Origin of the sequence: Citrobacter meridianamericanus (genome assembly GCF_041320245.1) — a bacterium.
GTDB classification, from domain to species: Bacteria; Pseudomonadota; Gammaproteobacteria; order Enterobacterales; family Enterobacteriaceae; genus Citrobacter; species Citrobacter meridianamericanus.
The window spans coordinates 4,075,226-4,094,348 of record NZ_CP101036.1; the positions used below are offsets into that span (position 1 = coordinate 4,075,226).

The window sequence follows — 19,123 nt, forward strand, 5'->3', positions numbered from 1 at the left end:
GGGCGAGGAAGCGTAAAGGATGCGGGGTTAATAAGGGCTCTTACGTGTAGTTGCTGGGCGATTGTGTTTTGGGCTTTGCTCAGCCAAGAGAAACCCCCGTGTCTGTAATACGGGGGTTAACTTAGTACTTCTATGCGGCTTCCCCTAAATTTTTGAGACACTCACTTGTGCAAGTTTTTTAGCATATTCCGATTTATGACACTTATAGCATTATGTTTTTCAGTTTATTTTTCGACTGTTGTAACGTGGGGTATTTTCTTCGGTTAAGGGATTCCGATAATGTTTGAAGTATTTCGAATTGCACCACTTTTTGCATTATGTATTTCAGTCAATGTGCTTGCTGAATGCCTAGAAAATGAAAGAGCTTTATCGTGTTTTTCTGGGCCATCGATGAACGAGCAAAAAGAGGTTCATGACAGGCTTTCTATTATAAATCAGATGGATAATTGTAAGCACTGGCAGAATAAAGGTATAGAAATTCCTAAAAAGTATAATTGCGATCAACTTATGGAAAATAATGAAGGTGTTTTTATTCAGTATCAAATTGAAAACTGTATTTATTGGAAAAAGAATAATTTGGAAATGTCTGAAATGTACAATTGCGATCAGATTCTCAAGAATTATTGATTTTTCGACATTTAACATAGTTGCTTTGATGATAATGACGTCACCTTGCCATAGCGAAGTGCAGGATCACTCCTCATCTTAACGTTTATTGGGGGAGGAGCTTGGGGGAGGAGAAAATTGCCGGGTAACGACAGGCTACCCGGCAAAAATATTACTGCGCTTCAGCCAGTTGACGCTCGCGACGGCGTTTGAAAACCCACCCAGCCAGCAGCAGGACAATCCATGCAAAGCCAACGTACAGCGAAATGCGAGTATCCGGATGGTAGCCGATGAGCCCGATGATAAAGACCAGGAAAATCAGGCCAATAACGGTCGTAACCACCCCACCCGGCACTTTAAATTTCAGCGCTTTGACCTCTTCCGGCGGCAGACGACGACGGAAAGCAATTTGTGAGAGCAGGATCATAATCCACACCCAAACAGTTGCGAAAGTTGCCAGAGAGGCGATCACCAGGAAGACATTTTCCGGCATGATGTAATTAAGATACACCGCAAACAACAGCGCAATGGTCATCACCATCACCGTGACCCACGGCACGCCACGACGCGACGTTTTGGCAAACATTTTCGGGGCGCTGCCCTGCTCCGCCATACCATGCAGCATACGACCCACACCGAAGACGTCAGAGTTGATCGCCGACAGCGATGCGGTCAGGACGACAAAGTTGAGGATCCCGGCGGCAAAAGTAATCCCCATATGCTGGAATGTCAGAACGAATGGACTACCGTCGGTACCGACCTGGTTCCACGGGTAAATCGACATAATGACGAACAGTGTCCCCACGTAAAACACGAGGATGCGCATCGGTACAGAATTGATGGCGCGCGGAATAGATTTTTCCGGGTCTTTGGCTTCGCCTGCGGTAATACCGATAATCTCAATCCCGCCGTAGGCGAACATCACCATTTGTAGCGACATCACCATGCCGAGCCAGCCGTTGCTGAAGAAACCACCGTTACTCCACAGATTATGGATCCCGGTTGGCTGCCCGCCGTTGCCAATCCCCCAAATAATGATGCCGAACCCGGCGACAATCATGATGATAATGGTGGCAACTTTAAAGAACGAGAACCAGAACTCCAGCTCGCCAAACACCTTCACGCTCATCAGGTTGATGGCGCAGATAATCAGCACCACGCTGAGTACCCATATCCAATGCGGTACCGCCGGGAACCAGACGCCCATGTAAATACCAAAGGCGGTCACATCGGCAATGGCGACAATCAGGATTTCAAAACAGTAGGTCCAGCCGGTGATGTAGCCTGCCAGCGGTCCGAGGTTTTCCTGCGCATAGCGCGAGAAAGAGCTGGCAGCCGGGTTATGAACTGACATTTCGCCCAGCGCGCGCATAATAATATACGCCGCTACGCCGCCGATAATGTAGGCCAGCAACACGCTTGGCCCCGCCATTTTGATGGCATCGGCCGAGCCGTAGAACAGCCCGGTACCAATTGCTGAACCTAATGCCATAAAGCGAATGTGCCGGGTGCTCAGCCCACGCTTTAGCTTGTTATTACTTTCCATCGATTCCTAACCTGTTAACACAATAAAAAAACCACGGGGCCATGTTAATAGCCCCGTGGTTAAAACTTATTGTCAGTGATATTAGTGTGCGCTGGAGGTCACTTGTCGACCCGCCGCGCGATCCCAGATAACGGCCAGGACCACCATCACGACTGTTGGCATCAACCACGCCAGCCCCTGCTCCGCCAGCGGTAAACGCTGGGTCCAGGCTGGTAACACGTCGCCAATTGCAGAAGCTTTAATGCCATCAAGGATACCAAAAATCAGGCTGATAAACATCGCAGGTGCAATGACGCGGGAAGAATTATGCCACCAGGAGCGGGTAAAACTTAATACAACCAGTGCGATACATGGCGGATAGATGGCCGTCAGCACTGGAATAGAGATCTGAATCAGATGGCTCAGTCCCAGGTTAGACACCACCATCGAGAAGCCGCCGAGGATGAATACCAGCGTACGATAAGACAGTGGAACATACTGGGCAAAGAACTCTGCGCATGCGCAGGTCAGGCCAACCGCGGTGACCAGACAGGCGATAAAAATCAGCGCCGCCAGCAGGAAACTCCCTGCACCACCGAAGGTATGCTGAACATACGCATGCAGAATTGCCGCGCCGTTAGCAGACTGATCGACCAGAATCGCGCTATCTGAACCCAGACGGAACAGCGCGAGATACAACAGCGTTAAGCCCACGCCCGCCATCAAACCCGCCCAAACGGTGTAACGGGTCAGCAGACGCGCTTCTGTAACGCCACGCGAGCGAGCGGCGTTAACGATAACAATACCAAAGACCATCGCGCCCAGCGTATCCATGGTCAGATACCCGTTCACGAAGCCATTAGAAAACGCCGCAGTTTGATAGGCTTCCATCGCATTGCTGATCGGACCTGCTGGCCAGACGATTGCGGCGACAGACAGAACCACCAGCGCCAGAATTTTCAGCGGAGCCAGGAAATTACCCACCGTATCCAGCAGTTTGCCGGGATACAGCGAAACCAGAATCACAATCGCGAAGTAGACCACGCTGTAGATAAGCAGTGGCAGTGCGGAGTCACCGGTCAGCGGTGCAATCCCGACTTCGAAAGAGACCGTCGCGGTACGCGGGGTAGCAAATAACGGCCCAACAGCCAGATAGCAAACGGTCGCCAGCAGCAGTCCAGCGACTTTACCAATAGGCGTGCTCAGTCGGTCCACACCGCCACCGACTTTCGCCAGTGCGACAACGGTAAGCACCGGCAGACCCACGGCGGTAATCAAAAAGCCAAAAGCCGCAGTCCAGACGTGTTCACCTGCCTGCAAACCAACCATTGGGGGGAAGATAATGTTACCTGCACCAACGAACAGTGCAAATGTCATAAATCCCAAAGCGATAATATCGCGCGATTTTAACTGATGGGTCATAAAGTCTTACTGCCTGTGGATGTGGTGTTGAAAATAGTAAATTTTTGCCTTTCCCTGGGGGACAATACAGCGGCATTTTTGCTCAATTCCAGCGGGAAACACTCCCGACCTGGCGCGGCGAAGAATAGTTTTTCGATTTACCGCGTAAATGCAGTCGGTATGACAGCACCTGGAGCGCAATTTAAACGCTTATAACGTTTTAAAGCAAGGTGGGATCCAAAAACCAGAACAATATAGCGATATGAAAAATAGGGTTAGCACAAAACACCATTTCATGGAAAAAGGTATGGGTAATAGTTCGAACAAAAAACAACCAAACGTCGTAAAATTCAGGATACTTATATTGACCATATAGAAAAAGCCAGCTTACGCTGGCTTTTGGAAAGATTATCTTACGAATACGCCTTAACCGTTATTTTTGGCAATTAAACGTTCCGGGATCACGAAACTAAATCGCGTCCCTTTGCCGGGTTCGCTATCGATATTCAAACGGCTGTCGTGATGATGCAAGGCATGCTTCACGATGGCCAGCCCGAGTCCGCTCCCGCCCGTTTGCCGCGATCGCGCCTTGTCTACGCGATAAAAACGCTCGGTCAGGCGTGGAATATGCTCGGCGGCAATGCCTGGACCGTTGTCTTCCACACAAAATTCCGCCCCCGAAGGCACATGCTGCCAGCGTACGGTAATGTGCGTTCCCGCAGGCGTATGGTTCACCGCGTTATAGACGAGATTCGAGATAGCGCTACGCAACTGCTCCTCGTTACCCCGCACATTCAGGCTGTTATCAACATCAAAAGTAAACGTATGTTTGTGCTGGCTCAGCGTTTGCGCTTCGTGCTCAACCACGCGCAGCATCATGGGCACATCGACCTTCTCATTCAATTGCAGCGCTGGCGCAGCCTCAATTTTTGACAGCGTTAGCAGTTGCTTCACTAACCCTTCCATCCGGTACGTTTGTTCACGCATGGTATGCAGCGCTTTTTCGCGCGTTGTCCCTTCTAACGGATGCTCCTGCATCATTTCCAGATAGCCTTGCAGCACCGTCAGCGGGGTACGCAGTTCATGGCTGGCATTGGCGAAAAAGTTACGTCGTGAACCTTCCAGTTGATGCATCTGGGTAACGTCGCGCGCCACCATCAGCAATTGCTTATCGGTATAGGGCATTACGCGAATTTCCAGATGCCGTCCGGTATTGAGCACCAGATTGATGGGCCGGCTAAAATCGCGCGTTTTCAAATATTGTGTGAATTCCGGGTAGCGCAGCAGGTTAAGAATATTTTGCCCGCTATCGTCCGGCCAGCGCAGTCCAAGAACCTGCTGAGCCAGTCCGTTACACCAGAAAATACCGCCTTCTTCGGTGGTTAGCACCACTGCGTCGGGTAGCGATTCCGCCCCGCTGCGAAAGCGCTTAATCAGATTACCCAGTTCACGACGACGTTTTTTGTTGCGCAACTGCATTTGATGCAGCCCATGCAGCAGCGGTTCCCAACTGCCGCGCCCCGGCGGGGGCGTCATACTTCTGTCGACCCATAGCCACCAGGACAAACGTAATAAATTCCAGAAATGCCAGATAAGCAGGCCCGTTACCGACGCCAGTAAAAACCAGGGCAGGTAACCAAAAAAAGCACTAAGGATAAATGCCGGTATGCAGCACAGGATCAGCTCCAGTACCAACCTTTTCCATGACAATCGTTCTAGCAAACGCCTTACTCCCTAAACGGCCTAATCCTTCAGGCCCTGATTCTTGTCAGTCAGAAGCGGGTCGAAAAACGATATCCCGTTCCGCGAACCGTCTGCACCATACGATCGTGTCCGCTGTGCTCCAGCGCCTTACGTAAGCGGCGGATATGCACATCGACAGTCCGGTCTTCCACGTATACATTGGTTCCCCAGACATGATTGAGGAGTTGCTCGCGGCTGTAGACACGCTCTGGGTGAGTCATAAAGAAGTGCAACAGCTTGAATTCGGTCGGCCCCATATCCAGCGGATCATCACCAGTCATCACGCGATGCGAGGTGGGATCAAGGCTTAGCCCCTGCATCTCAATAACCTCTTCCACTGCCATCGGCGAAATACGACGCAAAACAGCTTTAATACGCGCCACCAGCTCCTTAGGAGAAAACGGTTTGGTAATATAGTCATCCGCGCCGGTTTCCAGACCACGAACGCGGTCTTCCTCTTCTCCCCTCGCCGTCAGCATCATCACCGGGATGTCCCGCGTCATCGCTTCACGCTTGAGATGTTTAATAAACTGTAGACCCGAGCCACCGGGAAGCATCCAGTCAAGCAGGACGAGGTCCGGCCAGGGTTCATTGAGTTGGTTCACAGCACTGTCATAGTCTTCGGCTTCTACGGGTTGAAAACCGTTTTGCTCGAGCACGAAGCAGACCATTTCACGAATTGGAGCTTCATCTTCTACGACCAGAATACGTCTCGCCATGATTTGCCCTGTTATTAGTTGCTTGTCATCATCAGTATCAATACGGCGTCATTATGCGTCAGATTTATGACAGATTTATGAAAAGATCATCCAGGTTTAACGCAGGCCATTGAATTATGACAGCCCGGAGACAAGATATTCTCTCCCATGCAGGGTTATAATCCCCGCCATTGTTTTATCGTCATGGAACTCTTATGCGCATCCTTCACACGTCTGACTGGCATCTGGGCCAAAATTTCTACAGCAAGAGCCGCGCCGCTGAACATCAGGCCTTTCTCGACTGGCTGCTGGAAACGGCACAATCCCATCAGGTGGATGCCATTATTGTGGCAGGCGATATTTTTGATACCGGCTCACCGCCAAGCTATGCCCGTGAGCTGTATAACCGTTTTGTCGTTAATCTGCAGCAAACCGGCTGTCATCTGGTGGTACTGGCAGGCAACCACGACTCCGTCGCCACACTCAATGAGTCCCGCGATATTCTGGCGTTTCTCAACACCACAGTCGTTGCCAGCGCCGGTCATGCGCCGCAGGTTCTACTGCAACGTGACGGCACGCCGGGGGCGATCCTGTGCCCGGTTCCTTTCTTACGTCCGCGCGACATCATAACCAGCCAGGCGGGGCTGACCGGACAAGAGAAACAGCAGCATTTGCTGTCAGCCATCACCGACTATTACCAGCAGCAGTATCAGGACGCCTGCACGCTACGTGGTGACCAGAATCTGCCCATCATTGCGACCGGGCATTTGACCACTGTCGGCGCCAGTAAAAGTGACGCCGTCCGTGAGATTTATATCGGTACGCTGGACGCCTTCCCGGCGCAAAACTTCCCTCCGGCGGACTACATCGCGCTGGGCCATATTCACCGGGCGCAGGTTATTGGTGGCACAGAGCATATTCGCTACTGCGGCTCGCCGATTGCGCTCAGTTTTGACGAGTGCGGCAAAAACAAATGCGTGCATCTGGTGAGCTTTGATGCCGGGAAACTCAGCGCCGTTGAAAATATCACCGTACCGATCACGCAGCAACTTGCGGTACTGAAAGGCGATCTAGCCGCCATAACCGCCCAGCTTGAACAGTGGCGCAACGTACAGCAAGAGCCGCCGGTGTGGCTGGATATTGAAATTACCACCGATGACTATCTGCATGATATGCAGCGTAAAATCCAGGCCTTGACCGAAGATTTACCGGTAGAGGTGTTACTGGTGCGCCGCAGTCGGGAACAGCGCGAACGTATTATGGCCAATGAACGTCGTGAAACATTAAGCGAGCTGAGCGTGGCGGAGGTTTTTGACCGCCGCCTGGCGCTGGAAGAACTCGAAGAACCGCAGCGCGAGCGGCTTAATCAGCTGTTTAGCGCAACCGTACAGACGCTTGCGGGGGAGGCTGAAGCATGAAAATACTCAGCCTGCGCCTGAAAAATCTCAACTCCCTGAAGGGAGAATGGAAAGTCGATTTTACGGCAGAACCTTTTGCCAGCAACGGGCTGTTCGCCATCACCGGGCCCACGGGTGCGGGAAAAACCACCCTGCTGGACGCAATTTGCCTTGCGCTGTACCACGAAACGCCGCGCCTGAATACCGTGTCACAGTCGCAAAACGACCTGATGACCCGCGACACCGCAGAGTGTCTGGCCGAGGTGGAATTTGAGGTGCGAGGCGAAGCCTACCGCGCATTCTGGAGCCAGAACCGGGCGCGTAATCAGCCAGAGGGCAATCTGCAGGTTCCGCGCGTAGAGCTGGCCCGCTGCGCCGACGGAAAAATCCTCGCCGATAAAGTCAAAGACAAACTGGAGATGACCGCCGAGCTTACCGGGCTGGATTACGGCCGTTTTACCCGCTCGATGCTGCTGTCACAGGGGCAGTTTGCCGCATTTCTCAATGCCAAACCGAAAGAGCGCGCCGAACTGCTGGAAGAGCTGACCGGCACCGAGATCTACGGACAGATTTCGGCGATGGTATTTGAAAAGCACAAATCAGCGCGCACGGAGCTGGAAAAACTGCAGGCCCAGGCCAGCGGCGTGGCGCTGTTAGCGCCAGAGCAGGTACAGTCCCTGACGGAAAGTTTGCAGGCACTTACTGACGAAGAAAAACAATACCTTACCAGCCAGCAAGCCCAGCAACAGCACCTCAACTGGCTCATTCGGCAAAATGAGCTACAGGCGGATTTAAACCGTCACCAGCAGGCATTACAGGCAGTGCTTCAGGCGCAAGAAGATGCGCAGCCGCAGCTGGCAGTACTGAGCCTGGCACTGCCAGCCAGAGCGTTACGTCCGCACTGGGAGCGAATCCAGGAACAAACGGCTACTATTGACCGCACAAGACAGAAGATTCAGGAAGTAAATGCTCGCTTACAAAGCAGCTTAGCGCTGCGCGGTCGTATTCGTCAGCAGGCGCAAACGCAGTCAGCCGCCATGCTCGCCGGACAACAAACGTTAACCGACTGGCTGAAGGAGCATGAAAACTTCCGCTTATGGAGTAGCGAACTGGCAGGATGGAAAGCGCTTCTGGCCCAGCAGTCCGACGCCAGAACCCAACTGCGCCAGTGGCAGCAGCTACGGGAGAACGATACGCGCAAGCTCGATGCTCTGACGCAACCCTCGCTGACTCTTTCGCCGCAAGAGGTAGCGACGGCGCTGGCGCAGCATGCGCAGCTTCGCCCATTACGCCAGCGGTTGAGCAATCTGCACGGGCAAATTGCACCGAAGCAAAAGCAACTGGCGCAGTTACGCACCACGCTTGTGCAGCGTCAGCAAGAGCTGACGCAACGTAACGTGGTATTAGCCGAAAAACGTCAGCGCTATAAAGATAAAAATCAGCAACTTACTGATGTGAGAGTCATTTGCGAGCAAGAAGCCCGCATCAAAGATCTGGAAAGCCAACGGGCATTGTTGCAATCCGGCATGCCTTGCCCGCTTTGCGGCTCGACCGCTCATCCGGCAATTGAACGCTATCACACGCTCGAACTGAGCGTGAATCAGACGCGACGTGAAGCACTGGAAAAAGAGGTCAAGGCGCTGGCCGATGAAGGGTCAACGCTACGCGGTCAGCTCGAAGCAATAACTCAGCAGCTTCAGCGAGATGAACGCGAAGTACAGACGCTTTCTCAGGAGGAGCAAGCGCTTACTTTGGAATGGCAGACAGTCACCGCCAGCCTCAACATAACGCTGCAACCTCAGGATGATATCGTCCCATGGCTTGCCGCTCAGGAAGAACACGAGCAGCAGCTTCACCAGCTGAGCCTGCGTCATACCTTGCAGGCGCAAATCACCGCGCATACGGAACAGATTACTCAGCTCCAGCAACATATTGACCAGCGACAGGCGACGCTAAGCACCGAGCTGGCACGCCATGGTCTTGTCCTGCCTGCCGAGGATGACGTCGCCTCATGGCTGAGCGAACGGGCGAATGAAGCGCAAATTTGGCAACAGCGCCAGAACGAACTGGCCGCTTTACAGGCCCAAATAGCCCAGCTTGCTCCGCTGCTGGAAACGCTGCCAGAAACCGAGGCGCTATCTGAAAGCACTGAGGATCTGTCGCTGGAAAACTGGCGGCAGGTGCACGACGATTGCCTCTCTTTACAGGGACAGTGGCAAACGTTGCAACAGCAGGAGGCGCAGGACGTTCAGCGCGCTGCGGAAATCCAGGCACAGTTTGATGCCGCATTGCAGGCCAGCATCTTTGCCGATCGCGAAGCCTTTATTGCCGCCCTGCTGGACGAAGAGACCTTTAACCGCCTGGAGCAGTTAAAGCAATCACTGGAAGGCCAGCGACAGCAGGCGAAAACGCTGCTTAATCAGGCTCAGCAAGCGCTGGCGGCTCATCAACAGCAGCAACCAACAGAAGTGGAGCTCACGCTGACGGCGCAGCATCTGCACGACGCGCTGGCGCAGCTCACCCAGCAGTTACGGGATAACACTACGCGTCAGGGTGAAATTTGCCAGCAGCTCAAACAGGATGCAGACAACCGCCAACAGCAGCAGACGCTGATGCTGGAGATTGAAAGGGTCGCACAACAGGTCGAAGACTGGGGCTATCTGAATGCCCTGATCGGCTCAAAAGAGGGGGATAAATTCCGCAAGTTCGCCCAGGGGCTAACGCTGGATAATCTGGTCTGGCTTGCCAACAACCAGCTAACCCGTCTTCACGGCCGCTATCTGTTGCAGCGCAAGACCAGCGAAGCGCTGGAGCTGGAAGTGGTAGATACCTGGCAGGCCGATGCGGTACGTGACACGCGTACGCTTTCAGGCGGTGAGAGCTTCCTCGTCAGTCTGGCGCTGGCGCTGGCGTTGTCCGATCTGGTAAGCCACAAAACGCGAATTGACTCCCTGTTCCTCGACGAAGGTTTCGGCACGCTGGATAGCGAAACGCTGGATACCGCTCTTGACGCGCTGGATGCACTCAACGCCACCGGCAAGACTATTGGCGTCATCAGCCACGTTGAAGCGATGAAAGAACGTATACCGGTGCAAATCAAAGTTAAAAAAATCAACGGACTGGGCTACAGCAAGCTCGACAAGATGTTTGCGGTGGAGTAATCGACCCGCGGATATGATTTCACAGGCTGGATAAGCGCCAGCGCTATCCAGCACGCTATGTAGCACAATATTGCATACTCAGGGACGGATATGAAATGGCATTCCACTTCGCTTATCCGCAAGCTATCCCGATTGGCAGCGAACGTTCGCCGCTATGGCGCAAATCCTGCGTCTTTCTTGTTGGCAGGTGGTATGAAAAAAGTCATTTTCTCTTTAGCGTTGGGAACATTTGGGCTGGGCATGGCCGAGTTTGGTATCATGGGTGTCCTCACTGAGCTGGCGCGGGACGTGGGAATTTCCATTCCTGCCGCTGGCCATATGATTTCGTTTTACGCCTTTGGCGTGGTGCTGGGCGCGCCCATTATTGCGCTCTTTTCCAATCGCTTTTCGCTCAAGCATATTTTGCTGTTTCTGGTCACACTGTGCGTAATTGGCAACGCCATCTTCACCCTCTCTTCCTCGTATTTTATGCTGGCGGTGGGCAGGCTGGTTTCCGGCTTCCCACATGGCGCATTTTTTGGCGTTGGCGCTATTATCCTGTCGAAGCTGGCTCGTCCGGGAAAAGTCACCGCCGCCGTCGCGGGCATGATTTCGGGAATGACCGTTGCTAATCTGATTGGCATTCCCGTTGGCACCTGGTTGAGTCAGGAATTTAGCTGGCGCTACACGTTTCTGCTGATCGCCGTTTTTAATATCGCGGTGATAGTCTCGGTCGCGTTTTGGGTACCCAACATCAGCGATGAAGCAAAAGGGAAACTGCGCGAGCAATTTCACTTCTTAAAAAACCCCGCCCCGTGGCTCATCTTTTCCGCCACCATGTTTGGTAACGCCGGGGTTTTCGCCTGGTTCAGCTACGTCAAACCGTACATGATGTACATCTCCGGCTTCCCCGAGGCGCTAATGACTTTCATCATGATGCTGGTGGGATTGGGAATGGTGTTGGGAAATCTGCTAAGCGGTAGGTTGTCTGGCCGCTATACGCCGCTGCGAATTGCGGTAATAACCGACTTCGTCATTGTGCTGGCTTTGCTGTTGCTCTTTGCTTTTGGCGGGATCAAAGCCGCGTCGCTGACCTTCGCTTTCATTTGCTGCGCGGGTCTGTTTGCCCTGTCGGCACCGCTGCAAATTTTGCTGCTGCAAAATGCTAAAGGGGGCGAGCTACTGGGTGCTGCTGGGGGGCAAATTGCCTTTAATCTCGGCAGCGCGATTGGCGCGTACTGCGGGGGCATGATGCTGACGCTGGGATTTGCCTACAACTACGTGACGCTGCCGGCGGCACTGCTGTCGTTTTCTGCGATGTCGTCGCTGCTGCTCTATGGTCGCCTGAAGCGCGGCGTGCAACAACAGGTTGCACCCGCGACATAGAAACCGTTTATATATGCGGCCACAGCCAGGCTGCGCCGCGTACACCGCTGGAGTCACCGTGCAACGCCTTGCGTACAGGCGTTTCACACTCGCCGCCAAAAACAAATTGCTTCATCAACGTCGGAACGGTTTGATACAACCTGTCGACATTACTCATTCCGCCGCCCAGCACAATGACGTCTGGATCAAGAATATTCACTACATGCGCCAATGATTTCGCCAGGCGAAGCTCATAACGACTCAGCGCCTGCTCTGCCAGCGCATCCCGCACATTAACAAGGTTGATAATTTCACTGCCCTTGAGCGGATTACCGCTCAGACGCTGGTAATCGGTGGCAAAACCGGTCCCGGAGATGAAGGTTTCAATGCAGCCTTGCTTGCCGCAATAACAAGGTACTTCCTGCCGATAACGCAGCTCATCTTCTTCCATCCACGGCAGTGGGTTATGTCCCCACTCGCCCGCAGTACCGTTGCCGCCCGTGTGCGCCCGGCCGTTCAGCGCCACGCCTGCACCACATCCGGTGCCAATAATCACCGCAAACACGGTTTGCGCCCCTGCCGCTGCGCCATCCACCGCTTCAGAAACCGCCAGGCAGTTGGCATCATTTGCCAGCCGCACTTCGCGGTTCAGACGCGCACTTAAGTCTTTGTCAAAAGGCTGCCCGTTAAGCCAGATCGAGTTGGCATTCTTCACCACTCCGGTGTAGGGCGATATTGAACCAGGAATGCCCATCCCTACGCTTCCCGTCTGCCCGGTGGCTTTTTCCGCCATCTCCACCAGCGCGGCGATGGTTTCTATCGTTTGCCGATAATCATCACGCGGCGTAGGCAGGCGATGGCGAAAAAGCTGTTCGCCCGCATCGCCAAGCGCGATAACTTCCGTTTTTGTACCGCCCAAATCGATACCTATACGCACTGTTTGCTCCTCTTCCCGATTAACAATGCAAGCATAGCGACAATTCGCTATCATGCCCGCTGGATTTAACGACAAGGCCGTGGAAATTATCATGCTGTGGTTCAAAAATTTAATGGTTTACCGTCTTAGCCGCGATGTTTCTTTGCGTGCCGAAGAGATGGAAAAACAGCTGGCATCAATGACGTTCACCCCTTGCGGTAGCCAGGATATGGCAAAAATGGGCTGGGTTCCGCCGATGGGATCGCACAGTGATGCATTAACGCATACCGCCAATGGCCAAATTATTATCTGCGCCCGCAAAGAAGAAAAAATTCTGCCGTCGCCGGTTATCAAACAGGCGCTGGAAGCCAAAATATTCAAACTGGAAGCTGAGCAAGGTCGCAAACTCAAGAAGACTGAAAAAGACTCGCTGAAAGATGAAGTTCTGCACTCATTGCTGCCGCGCGCCTTTAGCCGCTTCAGCCAGACAATGATGTGGATCGACACCGTCAACGATCTGATCATGGTCGACTGTGCGAGCGCGAAGAAAGCGGAAGATACGCTGGCGCTACTGCGTAAGAGCCTCGGTTCGCTGCCGGTCGTTCCGCTGACGATGGAAAACCCTATTGAGCTGACGCTGACTGAATGGGTTCGCTCCGGCACAACGGCACAAGGATTCCAGTTGCTGGACGAAGCCGAACTGAAAGCGATCCTTGAAGACGGCGGCGTGATCCGCGCGAAAAAACAGGATCTGGTCTGCGACGAAATCGCCGTGCATATCGAAGCAGGCAAACTGGTCACCAAACTGGCCCTCGACTGGCAGCAGCGCATTCAGTTCGTTATGTGTGATGACGGCTCCATTAAGCGTCTGAAGTTTAGCGACGAGCTGCGCGATCAGAACGAAGATATCGACCGCGAAGATTATGCTCAGCGTTTTGACGCCGATTTCATCCTGATGACGGGTGAACTGGCTGCTCTGATTAAAAGTCTGGTGGAAGGATTAGGCGGCGAAGCACAGCGCTAAGCCGTATTTACCGAATGGCGGCTCAGTGTCGCCATTCGTTATTTTTACGCTTACAGATAGCGGCAAAGATAGGACGTTGGCTCTGCCACCTGCAGATGAAACTCGCTGTTGCCCGGTACGTTAAACACGTCCCCTGTGGCATACACCTTCCACTCTGTTTCCCCTGGCAGCAACACGTTCAGTGCGCCACTGACGACCGTCATCTCTTCAGGCGCCGCAGTACCAAAGGTATATTCACCTTCAGCCATTACGCCAACACTGGCGCGGCCAGTACTGCTGCTGGTAAAACCGATCGATTTTACTTTGCCGGAAAAGTATTCATTACTTTGAAGCATACAACTGGCCCTGTCTCGTGATTAAGTTAACAACCAATATAGGGGGCTGACGTTCCACCTGTCACGCAAAATTACGTCAACAATTCCGAAGCCAGTCGGGCAATTAGCACATTGGACAGAAGTACCGGGACATCCAGCGATTTTTGCAGTAGATCACGGTGGCGTTGATTAAACCCAAGGCAATCCAGCATGATCACATCCGCACCTTGCTCCAGCAGTTCTTTCCCCGCATCAATCAATTGTTCTTCGCTACCGTCGATCGGATTTGCCACGGCATACACTGGCGGCGTTTGTAGCACCTGCCATTTTTGCGTCTGGGCTTTGAGTAATTCGGTGACGGGGACAATCACCCCGACCTGATGCCCATCGACAATCGAGGCCACCAGTGGCGGGATAATCCGTAACGGCTCCAGCAAAATGCTATTGCGTGCGGTCAGACGAGCGATTGAGGCGGTACTCATCAGCAGGATAACGTCAAAGCCCTGGTTATCCAGCACCTCTACAATGCTTTGCAGGGAGCGCTCCACCTTCTGACGTGAGACATGTGCAAGTTGATGGTCACTGAGCAACGTTAATAATAGCTCGTCACCGGGCGAAACCCCGTATTCAGCCATCACATCTTCTCGCCGCATCTGCCCCAGCAGGCTGTGGTGAGTAATGTGCTGTTCATCGATATATTCCGTCAGGAGCGGTAACACCTCACACATTGGCACCACGCCAATCGTGAGGATAGCCAACGACGTACTCATTTGTTGCTCCACCGTCTTCTTACTTTGCTGTGAAATCCCGGACAATTGCCGGGCGCTGACCTGCACTATAAATGCTCAAAAGCGTAGCAGTAGATCGGCGGTGTATTGTGTAAAGATTCCAAATCATTCCAGTACTGGATTGTTATTGTTTAATTTTCAATTTTGACTGTACACGGCGAAATTTAAAAAAATGTGATGCACGCCCGTACTGGCACTTTTAAGACACGTGCCCGGGCGGTGCTTATATCAGGTTTTATTGGGGTCTTCGTAGCGCTTTTTGGCATCCATGGCTTCCTGCGCAGAAGGGTGCTCACTGATCAACGAATTCGGTTTAGGGTGATCGGCTCGAAGTTGATACCAGGTTACCGTCTGGCCTGGCGTCCCTTTTTCAACCGTAACAATGGTCGCTTGACGTGGGTAAGGTGGTTTTGTCGGCATAGTTCTTCCTTTTCACTGGATGAACACTAAGTATAGACACCGCCCTGTAACCGTGGTGCTGCCTGCGCCAGTATCCCAAGAATGTCTTCCACCACCTGCGCAGGTTCATTGGTGGCATCAACGATATAGTGCGCTACCTCACGATACAAAACATCGCGCTGGGCGAGAACCTCCTGCACTTCCTCAGTCAGAGGTTTACCGGTTAAGGTTGGACGCAAGCCCTCTTCAGGCGTGGCCTCCAGACGATCGACCAGTACCGATACCGATGCGCTTAAATAGATAACCACGCCGTGGCTGCGCATGTAGTGACGATTAAATTCGGTAAGAATAATGCCGCCGCCGGTCGCAATAACCGTTGCCGGGGCTGTGACGGCCTGCAGCGCGGTCGTCTCCTGGGCACGAAACCCTTCCCATCCTTCTCTTTCAACGATCTCCGCCACGGTCATCTGCACGTGCGATTGCAACCAGCGATCGGTATCGACAAACTGGAAATCGATAGCCTTCGCCAGCGCCATACCGGTAGTTGTCTTACCACACCCCCGGGGGCCAACAAGAAATAGAGGTTGCGTCATCACAGAAATTCCCCAGAGAACCGCAAACGAGCGGGATCTGATGCGGTTAAAGATCTAATCATATCATCAAACTAGTACATCACCAATTCGTAAAGATTAAATTACAGATAGAGTGGCGATACCTATTAAAACCCACTATAACAAGAATTCACAACGAATGTAGTGTAAATAATAAATTACACATTTTATTTTCTCCGCTGTACTTCCAGCCACCACTTATCAAGTTCAGCCGCAAAATGCTGCCTGTCACGAGGGGAAAGGCTGTCTGGTCCCCCGGTCTGAATACCGCTGGCGCGTAGCGTATCCATAAAATCACGCATCATCAGACGCTCACGGATCGTGGCTACGGTATAACGTTCGCCGCGTGGATTAAGCGCCGCCGCACCTTTTTCAATCACTTCTGCCGCCAACGGGATATCCGCCGTGATCACTAAATCACCGGCGCTACACTGGCGCACAATCTCGTTATCCGCCACGTCAAATCCGGGGGGAACGCGTAGTGTACGGATAAGACGCGAAGCAGGGACGCGCAGGCTTTGGTTCGCTACCAAAATAAGCGGCATTTGCATGCGCTCTGAAGCGCGGTACAAAATGTCTTTGATCACATTCGGACACGCATCGGCATCCACCCATATTGTCATAACCTCTCCCACTGATGTGCAATCGCACATTGTCGCGTGCTTTTACTTTCAGGCAAAGTGCTGTTTATCCTTCTGCACATATTCTTTCCGCGCTAGACTTAGCTTTCCCCGGTTTACCTTAAATAATTCAAGTTACTTGAAGTAATTAGGGTATAAAACAATGAATATCATCCATAGGGAGTGACAAATGGACAAGAAAATTGGTTTTATCGGCTGCGGTAATATGGGCAAAGCGATACTTGGCGGCATGATCGCCAGCGGCCAGGTTCTCCCCGGCCAAATCTGGGTCTATACTCCCTCCCCCGATAAAGTCGCTGCGTTGCACGACCAGTACGGTATTAATGCGGCGCAGTCTGCACAAGAAGTCGCACAAATCGCCGATATCGTATTTGGGGCCGTAAAACCAGGCATCATGATTAAGGTGCTGAGCGAAATTACCTCCAGCCTGAACAAAGACTCTCTGGTCGTCTCAATTGCCGCAGGCGTCACCCTCGATCAACTCGCCCGTGCGCTGGGCCATGACCGTAAAATCATTCGCGCGATGCCAAACACGCCGTCTCTGGTGAACGCGGGAATGACCTCCGTCACACCGAACGCTTTAGTCACGCCGGAAGATACGGCCGACGTGCTGAATATCTTCCGCTGCTTTGGCGAAGCAGAAGTCATTGCGGAGGCAATGATTCACCCGGTTGTTGGCGTCAGCGGTTCAGCACCGGCCTATGTCTTTATGTTTATCGAAGCAATGGCGGACGCCGCCGTACAAGGCGGCATGCCTCGCGCACAGGCTTATAAATTCGCGGCACAAGCGGTAATGGGTTCGGCGAAGATGGTGCTGGAAACGGGTAAACATCCCGGAGAGCTGAAAGATATGGTGTGCTCGCCTGGTGGAACCACCATTGAAGCGGTACGCGTCCTTGAAGAACGCGGTTTCCGTTCAGCAGTGATCGAAGCGATGATTAAGTGCATGGAACAGTCTGAAAAACTCAGCCGCTCCTGAGTCAACACCTCCGGACGTCAGGCCGCCGCTTCAGTGCGGTTACGTCCGGAATTCTTTGCTTTGTAAAGAGCCATATCCGCCGACTTTAACCATTCCCGATAATGCTCGGTTTCTGAGGTCAGCGGCGCAACGCCCACGCTAATACGCAGGGCAACCTGTGGCGCGCAGGATAAACGCAAGTGGCTAAGTCGTTCGTGCACACGAGACATCGCTGCTATCGCGCTGGTTGCCGGCGTACCACACATAATCACTGCAAATTCATCACCACCAAAGCGCCCTATCACATCGCTACCGCGTAAGGTCATTTGCAACTGGCGGGTCAGCGCGACAATCGCCTGGTCCCCAACGTCATGACCCCAGGTATCATTAATGCTTTTGAAATGGTCAATATCGATAATCAGTAACGTGGCGTCACGCTGGTAGCGGCGACAATTATCAAATTCATTACGCAGTAACAGCTCCCAATGACGACGGTTATACACTCCGGTCATGCCATCTCGCGTACTCATCACCTGTAAGCGGCGCTTATGCTCCGCCAGTTTGATGACCGTTTGATAACTTACCCAGGCAAAAATCAGCGGATAGATCACCAGCACCGGCAGCGTCAATAGCACGCTAAGTTGAGTACTGCTAAACGCGACGGAGATATCGGTTAACTGTAACGTCACCAGGCATGAAACCACCATCAAAACAGCGCCTGCAATGAATATTCGCATCCCCCCTGCACCCATCAGGTTGATGCAGGTAATCATCAGCAGCGCCGTGGATGGCAACAGATTCACTCCCATAATTCCTATCCACATACCGGCAAGAATGGCATCAGCTTTTAAGTTGGTAAATTCACTATGCAGAGGATCGTCAGCTTTGCTTGCCAGCTGCCAGGCCAGATGCGGCCAGACAAACGCCCATCCCACCAGTAACAGCCACCAGCCACCGGTAATGGGCTGAGTAACGAGTACCGACGCGATAGATAAAAACATTCCCCCCAATCCCACCGCTCGCGGCAGCCTGATCCGTCGGGCGAATCGCAGACCGGAGCGCTGGTGGTCATTCTGATGAAGCGATAAAAACGCGTCATTCGGGACGACCTTCTTTTGATAAAAGTTTTCATCATTCATCGTATTTGGGAATATTCTGAAACAAATTTCCCAAATTATAGGAAGGGGTCTGGCGGCGGAAGTATGATATTTCGGGTGAGCGATTTTACCTGCTCACCCGTAAGTGCTACGCAGATTTTTTCAGGCAAGCGCTCATAAATTTATTACGATCATCACCTTTCAGGGACTGCTCCGTCGCCTTGACGTTGCATTCACGCATTTTCTGCTGCTGCGGCGTCAGGCTCTTTTCCTCAGGCGCAGATTTACTGTTTTTCAGGCAATCACTCATATATGTCTTACGCGCATCCCCTTTTAAGGTCTGCGCCGTTGCCTGCTGATTGCAGGTGGTCATACGTTGTTGTTGCGGGGTTAATGTCTTCTCGGCAGCACCGACGGTAGTTAAAAAAATAAGACCAAAAAGCAACGTCATTAATAATGTAATTTTCATAGCACCATCCTTTTCTGAACGACGACACACA

18 protein-coding genes are annotated in these 19,123 nt (G+C 52.6%); 6 read left to right on the plus strand and 12 right to left on the minus strand.

Annotated features, from left to right (window positions below; all coding sequences use genetic code 11):
- Nucleotides 1–279 precede the first annotated feature (279 nt).
- On the plus strand, nucleotides 280–627 hold the full coding sequence (locus NMD08_RS19975; RefSeq protein ID WP_370618874.1) for a hypothetical protein: 348 nt from the start codon (nucleotides 280–282) through the stop codon (nucleotides 625–627).
- Between the two features lie 151 nt (nucleotides 628–778).
- Here the strand turns inward: NMD08_RS19975 and proY are convergent, their stop codons facing one another.
- The 4 genes from proY to phoB all read right to left on the minus strand — a co-directional run bounded on the left by proY (nucleotide 779) and on the right by phoB (nucleotide 5,994).
- A complete protein-coding gene (proY, locus tag NMD08_RS19980) occupies nucleotides 779–2,152 on the minus strand; it encodes a proline-specific permease ProY (RefSeq protein ID WP_151218601.1) in 1,374 nt (457 codons plus the stop codon).
- Nucleotides 2,153–2,233: 81 nt separating this feature from the next.
- Complete coding sequence (brnQ, locus tag NMD08_RS19985; RefSeq protein WP_016152017.1) at nucleotides 2,234–3,553, minus strand: branched-chain amino acid transporter carrier protein BrnQ; 1,320 nt, start codon at nucleotides 3,551–3,553, stop codon at nucleotides 2,234–2,236.
- A 405-nt stretch (nucleotides 3,554–3,958) separates the two neighbouring features.
- Nucleotides 3,959–5,254, minus strand: a complete 1,296-nt coding sequence (gene phoR, locus NMD08_RS19990) for a phosphate regulon sensor histidine kinase PhoR (protein WP_187252930.1) — start codon at nucleotides 5,252–5,254, stop codon at nucleotides 3,959–3,961.
- Between the two features lie 50 nt (nucleotides 5,255–5,304).
- The gene (gene phoB / locus NMD08_RS19995) at nucleotides 5,305–5,994 is read right to left on the minus strand and encodes a phosphate response regulator transcription factor PhoB (RefSeq protein WP_151218600.1); all 690 of its coding nucleotides are present in this window, start codon (nucleotides 5,992–5,994) and stop codon (nucleotides 5,305–5,307) included.
- A gap of 194 nt (nucleotides 5,995–6,188) precedes the next feature.
- Here phoB and sbcD point away from each other — a divergent pair, with 194 nt between their 5' ends.
- From sbcD to araJ, 3 genes are all read left to right on the plus strand, one after another.
- Complete coding sequence (gene sbcD / locus NMD08_RS20000) at nucleotides 6,189–7,391, plus strand: exonuclease subunit SbcD (RefSeq protein WP_151218599.1); 1,203 nt, start codon at nucleotides 6,189–6,191, stop codon at nucleotides 7,389–7,391.
- A complete protein-coding gene (sbcC, locus tag NMD08_RS20005; protein WP_370618876.1) occupies nucleotides 7,388–10,531 on the plus strand; it encodes an exonuclease subunit SbcC in 3,144 nt (1,047 codons plus the stop codon). The genes sbcD and sbcC overlap by 4 nt, the downstream gene beginning before the upstream one ends.
- A 192-nt stretch (nucleotides 10,532–10,723) precedes the next feature.
- A complete protein-coding gene (araJ, locus tag NMD08_RS20010) occupies nucleotides 10,724–11,896 on the plus strand; it encodes an MFS transporter AraJ (protein ID WP_187253030.1) in 1,173 nt (390 codons plus the stop codon).
- A gap of 7 nt (nucleotides 11,897–11,903) precedes the next feature.
- Here araJ and mak read toward each other — a convergent pair whose 3' ends face one another.
- Nucleotides 11,904–12,812, minus strand: coding sequence for a fructokinase (gene mak, locus NMD08_RS20015; RefSeq protein WP_370618878.1), 909 nt, complete (start codon nucleotides 12,810–12,812; stop codon nucleotides 11,904–11,906).
- A gap of 91 nt (nucleotides 12,813–12,903) precedes the next feature.
- Between mak and rdgC the strand changes: the two genes are divergently transcribed.
- The gene (rdgC, locus tag NMD08_RS20020) at nucleotides 12,904–13,815 is read left to right on the plus strand and encodes a recombination-associated protein RdgC (protein ID WP_003021479.1); all 912 of its coding nucleotides are present in this window, start codon (nucleotides 12,904–12,906) and stop codon (nucleotides 13,813–13,815) included.
- Nucleotides 13,816–13,865: 50 nt separating this feature from the next.
- Here the strand turns inward: rdgC and ppnP are convergent, their stop codons facing one another.
- The 5 genes from ppnP to NMD08_RS20045 form a co-directional block, all read right to left on the minus strand.
- Complete coding sequence (gene ppnP / locus NMD08_RS20025; RefSeq protein WP_151218596.1) at nucleotides 13,866–14,150, minus strand: pyrimidine/purine nucleoside phosphorylase; 285 nt, start codon at nucleotides 14,148–14,150, stop codon at nucleotides 13,866–13,868.
- A gap of 71 nt (nucleotides 14,151–14,221) precedes the next feature.
- Nucleotides 14,222–14,899 carry an AroM family protein gene (locus NMD08_RS20030; RefSeq protein WP_151218595.1) on the minus strand — a complete coding sequence of 226 codons (678 nt, stop codon included), beginning with the start codon at nucleotides 14,897–14,899 and terminating at the stop codon, nucleotides 14,222–14,224.
- Between the two features lie 246 nt (nucleotides 14,900–15,145).
- On the minus strand, nucleotides 15,146–15,337 hold the full coding sequence (yaiA, locus tag NMD08_RS20035) for a protein YaiA (protein WP_151218594.1): 192 nt from the start codon (nucleotides 15,335–15,337) through the stop codon (nucleotides 15,146–15,148).
- A gap of 26 nt (nucleotides 15,338–15,363) precedes the next feature.
- Complete coding sequence (aroL, locus tag NMD08_RS20040) at nucleotides 15,364–15,909, minus strand: shikimate kinase AroL (protein WP_151218593.1); 546 nt, start codon at nucleotides 15,907–15,909, stop codon at nucleotides 15,364–15,366.
- Nucleotides 15,910–16,094: 185 nt separating this feature from the next.
- On the minus strand, nucleotides 16,095–16,550 hold the full coding sequence (locus NMD08_RS20045) for a YaiI/YqxD family protein (protein WP_151218592.1): 456 nt from the start codon (nucleotides 16,548–16,550) through the stop codon (nucleotides 16,095–16,097).
- Nucleotides 16,551–16,737: 187 nt separating this feature from the next.
- Here NMD08_RS20045 and proC point away from each other — a divergent pair, with 187 nt between their 5' ends.
- Nucleotides 16,738–17,547: a pyrroline-5-carboxylate reductase gene (gene proC, locus NMD08_RS20050; protein ID WP_151218591.1), complete on the plus strand. Its 810-nt coding sequence runs from the start codon at nucleotides 16,738–16,740 to the stop codon at nucleotides 17,545–17,547.
- A 17-nt stretch (nucleotides 17,548–17,564) separates the two neighbouring features.
- Here proC and adrA read toward each other — a convergent pair whose 3' ends face one another.
- Nucleotides 17,565–18,680, minus strand: coding sequence for a diguanylate cyclase AdrA (adrA, locus tag NMD08_RS20055; RefSeq protein WP_187259458.1), 1,116 nt, complete (start codon nucleotides 18,678–18,680; stop codon nucleotides 17,565–17,567).
- Between the two features lie 91 nt (nucleotides 18,681–18,771).
- Complete coding sequence (gene psiF / locus NMD08_RS20060) at nucleotides 18,772–19,092, minus strand: phosphate starvation-inducible protein PsiF (RefSeq protein WP_003830956.1); 321 nt, start codon at nucleotides 19,090–19,092, stop codon at nucleotides 18,772–18,774.
- Nucleotides 19,093–19,123 lie beyond the last annotated feature (31 nt).

Excerpts from the sequence above, each read along its gene's own strand:
- NMD08_RS19975 (WP_370618874.1), top strand. The coding sequence starts at position 280 with ATGTTTGAAGTATTTCGAATTGCACCACTTTTTGCATTATGTATTTCA.
- proY (WP_151218601.1), bottom strand. The coding sequence starts at position 2,152 with ATGGAAAGTAATAACAAGCTAAAGCGTGGGCTGAGCACCCGGCACATT.
- brnQ (WP_016152017.1), bottom strand. The coding sequence starts at position 3,553 with ATGACCCATCAGTTAAAATCGCGCGATATTATCGCTTTGGGATTTATG.
- phoB (WP_151218600.1), bottom strand. The coding sequence starts at position 5,994 with ATGGCGAGACGTATTCTGGTCGTAGAAGATGAAGCTCCAATTCGTGAA.
- sbcD (WP_151218599.1), top strand. The coding sequence starts at position 6,189 with ATGCGCATCCTTCACACGTCTGACTGGCATCTGGGCCAAAATTTCTAC.
- sbcC (WP_370618876.1), top strand. The coding sequence starts at position 7,388 with ATGAAAATACTCAGCCTGCGCCTGAAAAATCTCAACTCCCTGAAGGGA.
- araJ (WP_187253030.1), top strand. The coding sequence starts at position 10,724 with ATGAAAAAAGTCATTTTCTCTTTAGCGTTGGGAACATTTGGGCTGGGC.
- rdgC (WP_003021479.1), top strand. The coding sequence starts at position 12,904 with ATGCTGTGGTTCAAAAATTTAATGGTTTACCGTCTTAGCCGCGATGTT.
- ppnP (WP_151218596.1), bottom strand. The coding sequence starts at position 14,150 with ATGCTTCAAAGTAATGAATACTTTTCCGGCAAAGTAAAATCGATCGGT.
- NMD08_RS20030 (WP_151218595.1), bottom strand. The coding sequence starts at position 14,899 with ATGAGTACGTCGTTGGCTATCCTCACGATTGGCGTGGTGCCAATGTGT.
- yaiA (WP_151218594.1), bottom strand. The coding sequence starts at position 15,337 with ATGCCGACAAAACCACCTTACCCACGTCAAGCGACCATTGTTACGGTT.
- aroL (WP_151218593.1), bottom strand. The coding sequence starts at position 15,909 with ATGACGCAACCTCTATTTCTTGTTGGCCCCCGGGGGTGTGGTAAGACA.
- NMD08_RS20045 (WP_151218592.1), bottom strand. The coding sequence starts at position 16,550 with ATGACAATATGGGTGGATGCCGATGCGTGTCCGAATGTGATCAAAGAC.
- proC (WP_151218591.1), top strand. The coding sequence starts at position 16,738 with ATGGACAAGAAAATTGGTTTTATCGGCTGCGGTAATATGGGCAAAGCG.
- psiF (WP_003830956.1), bottom strand. The coding sequence starts at position 19,092 with ATGAAAATTACATTATTAATGACGTTGCTTTTTGGTCTTATTTTTTTA.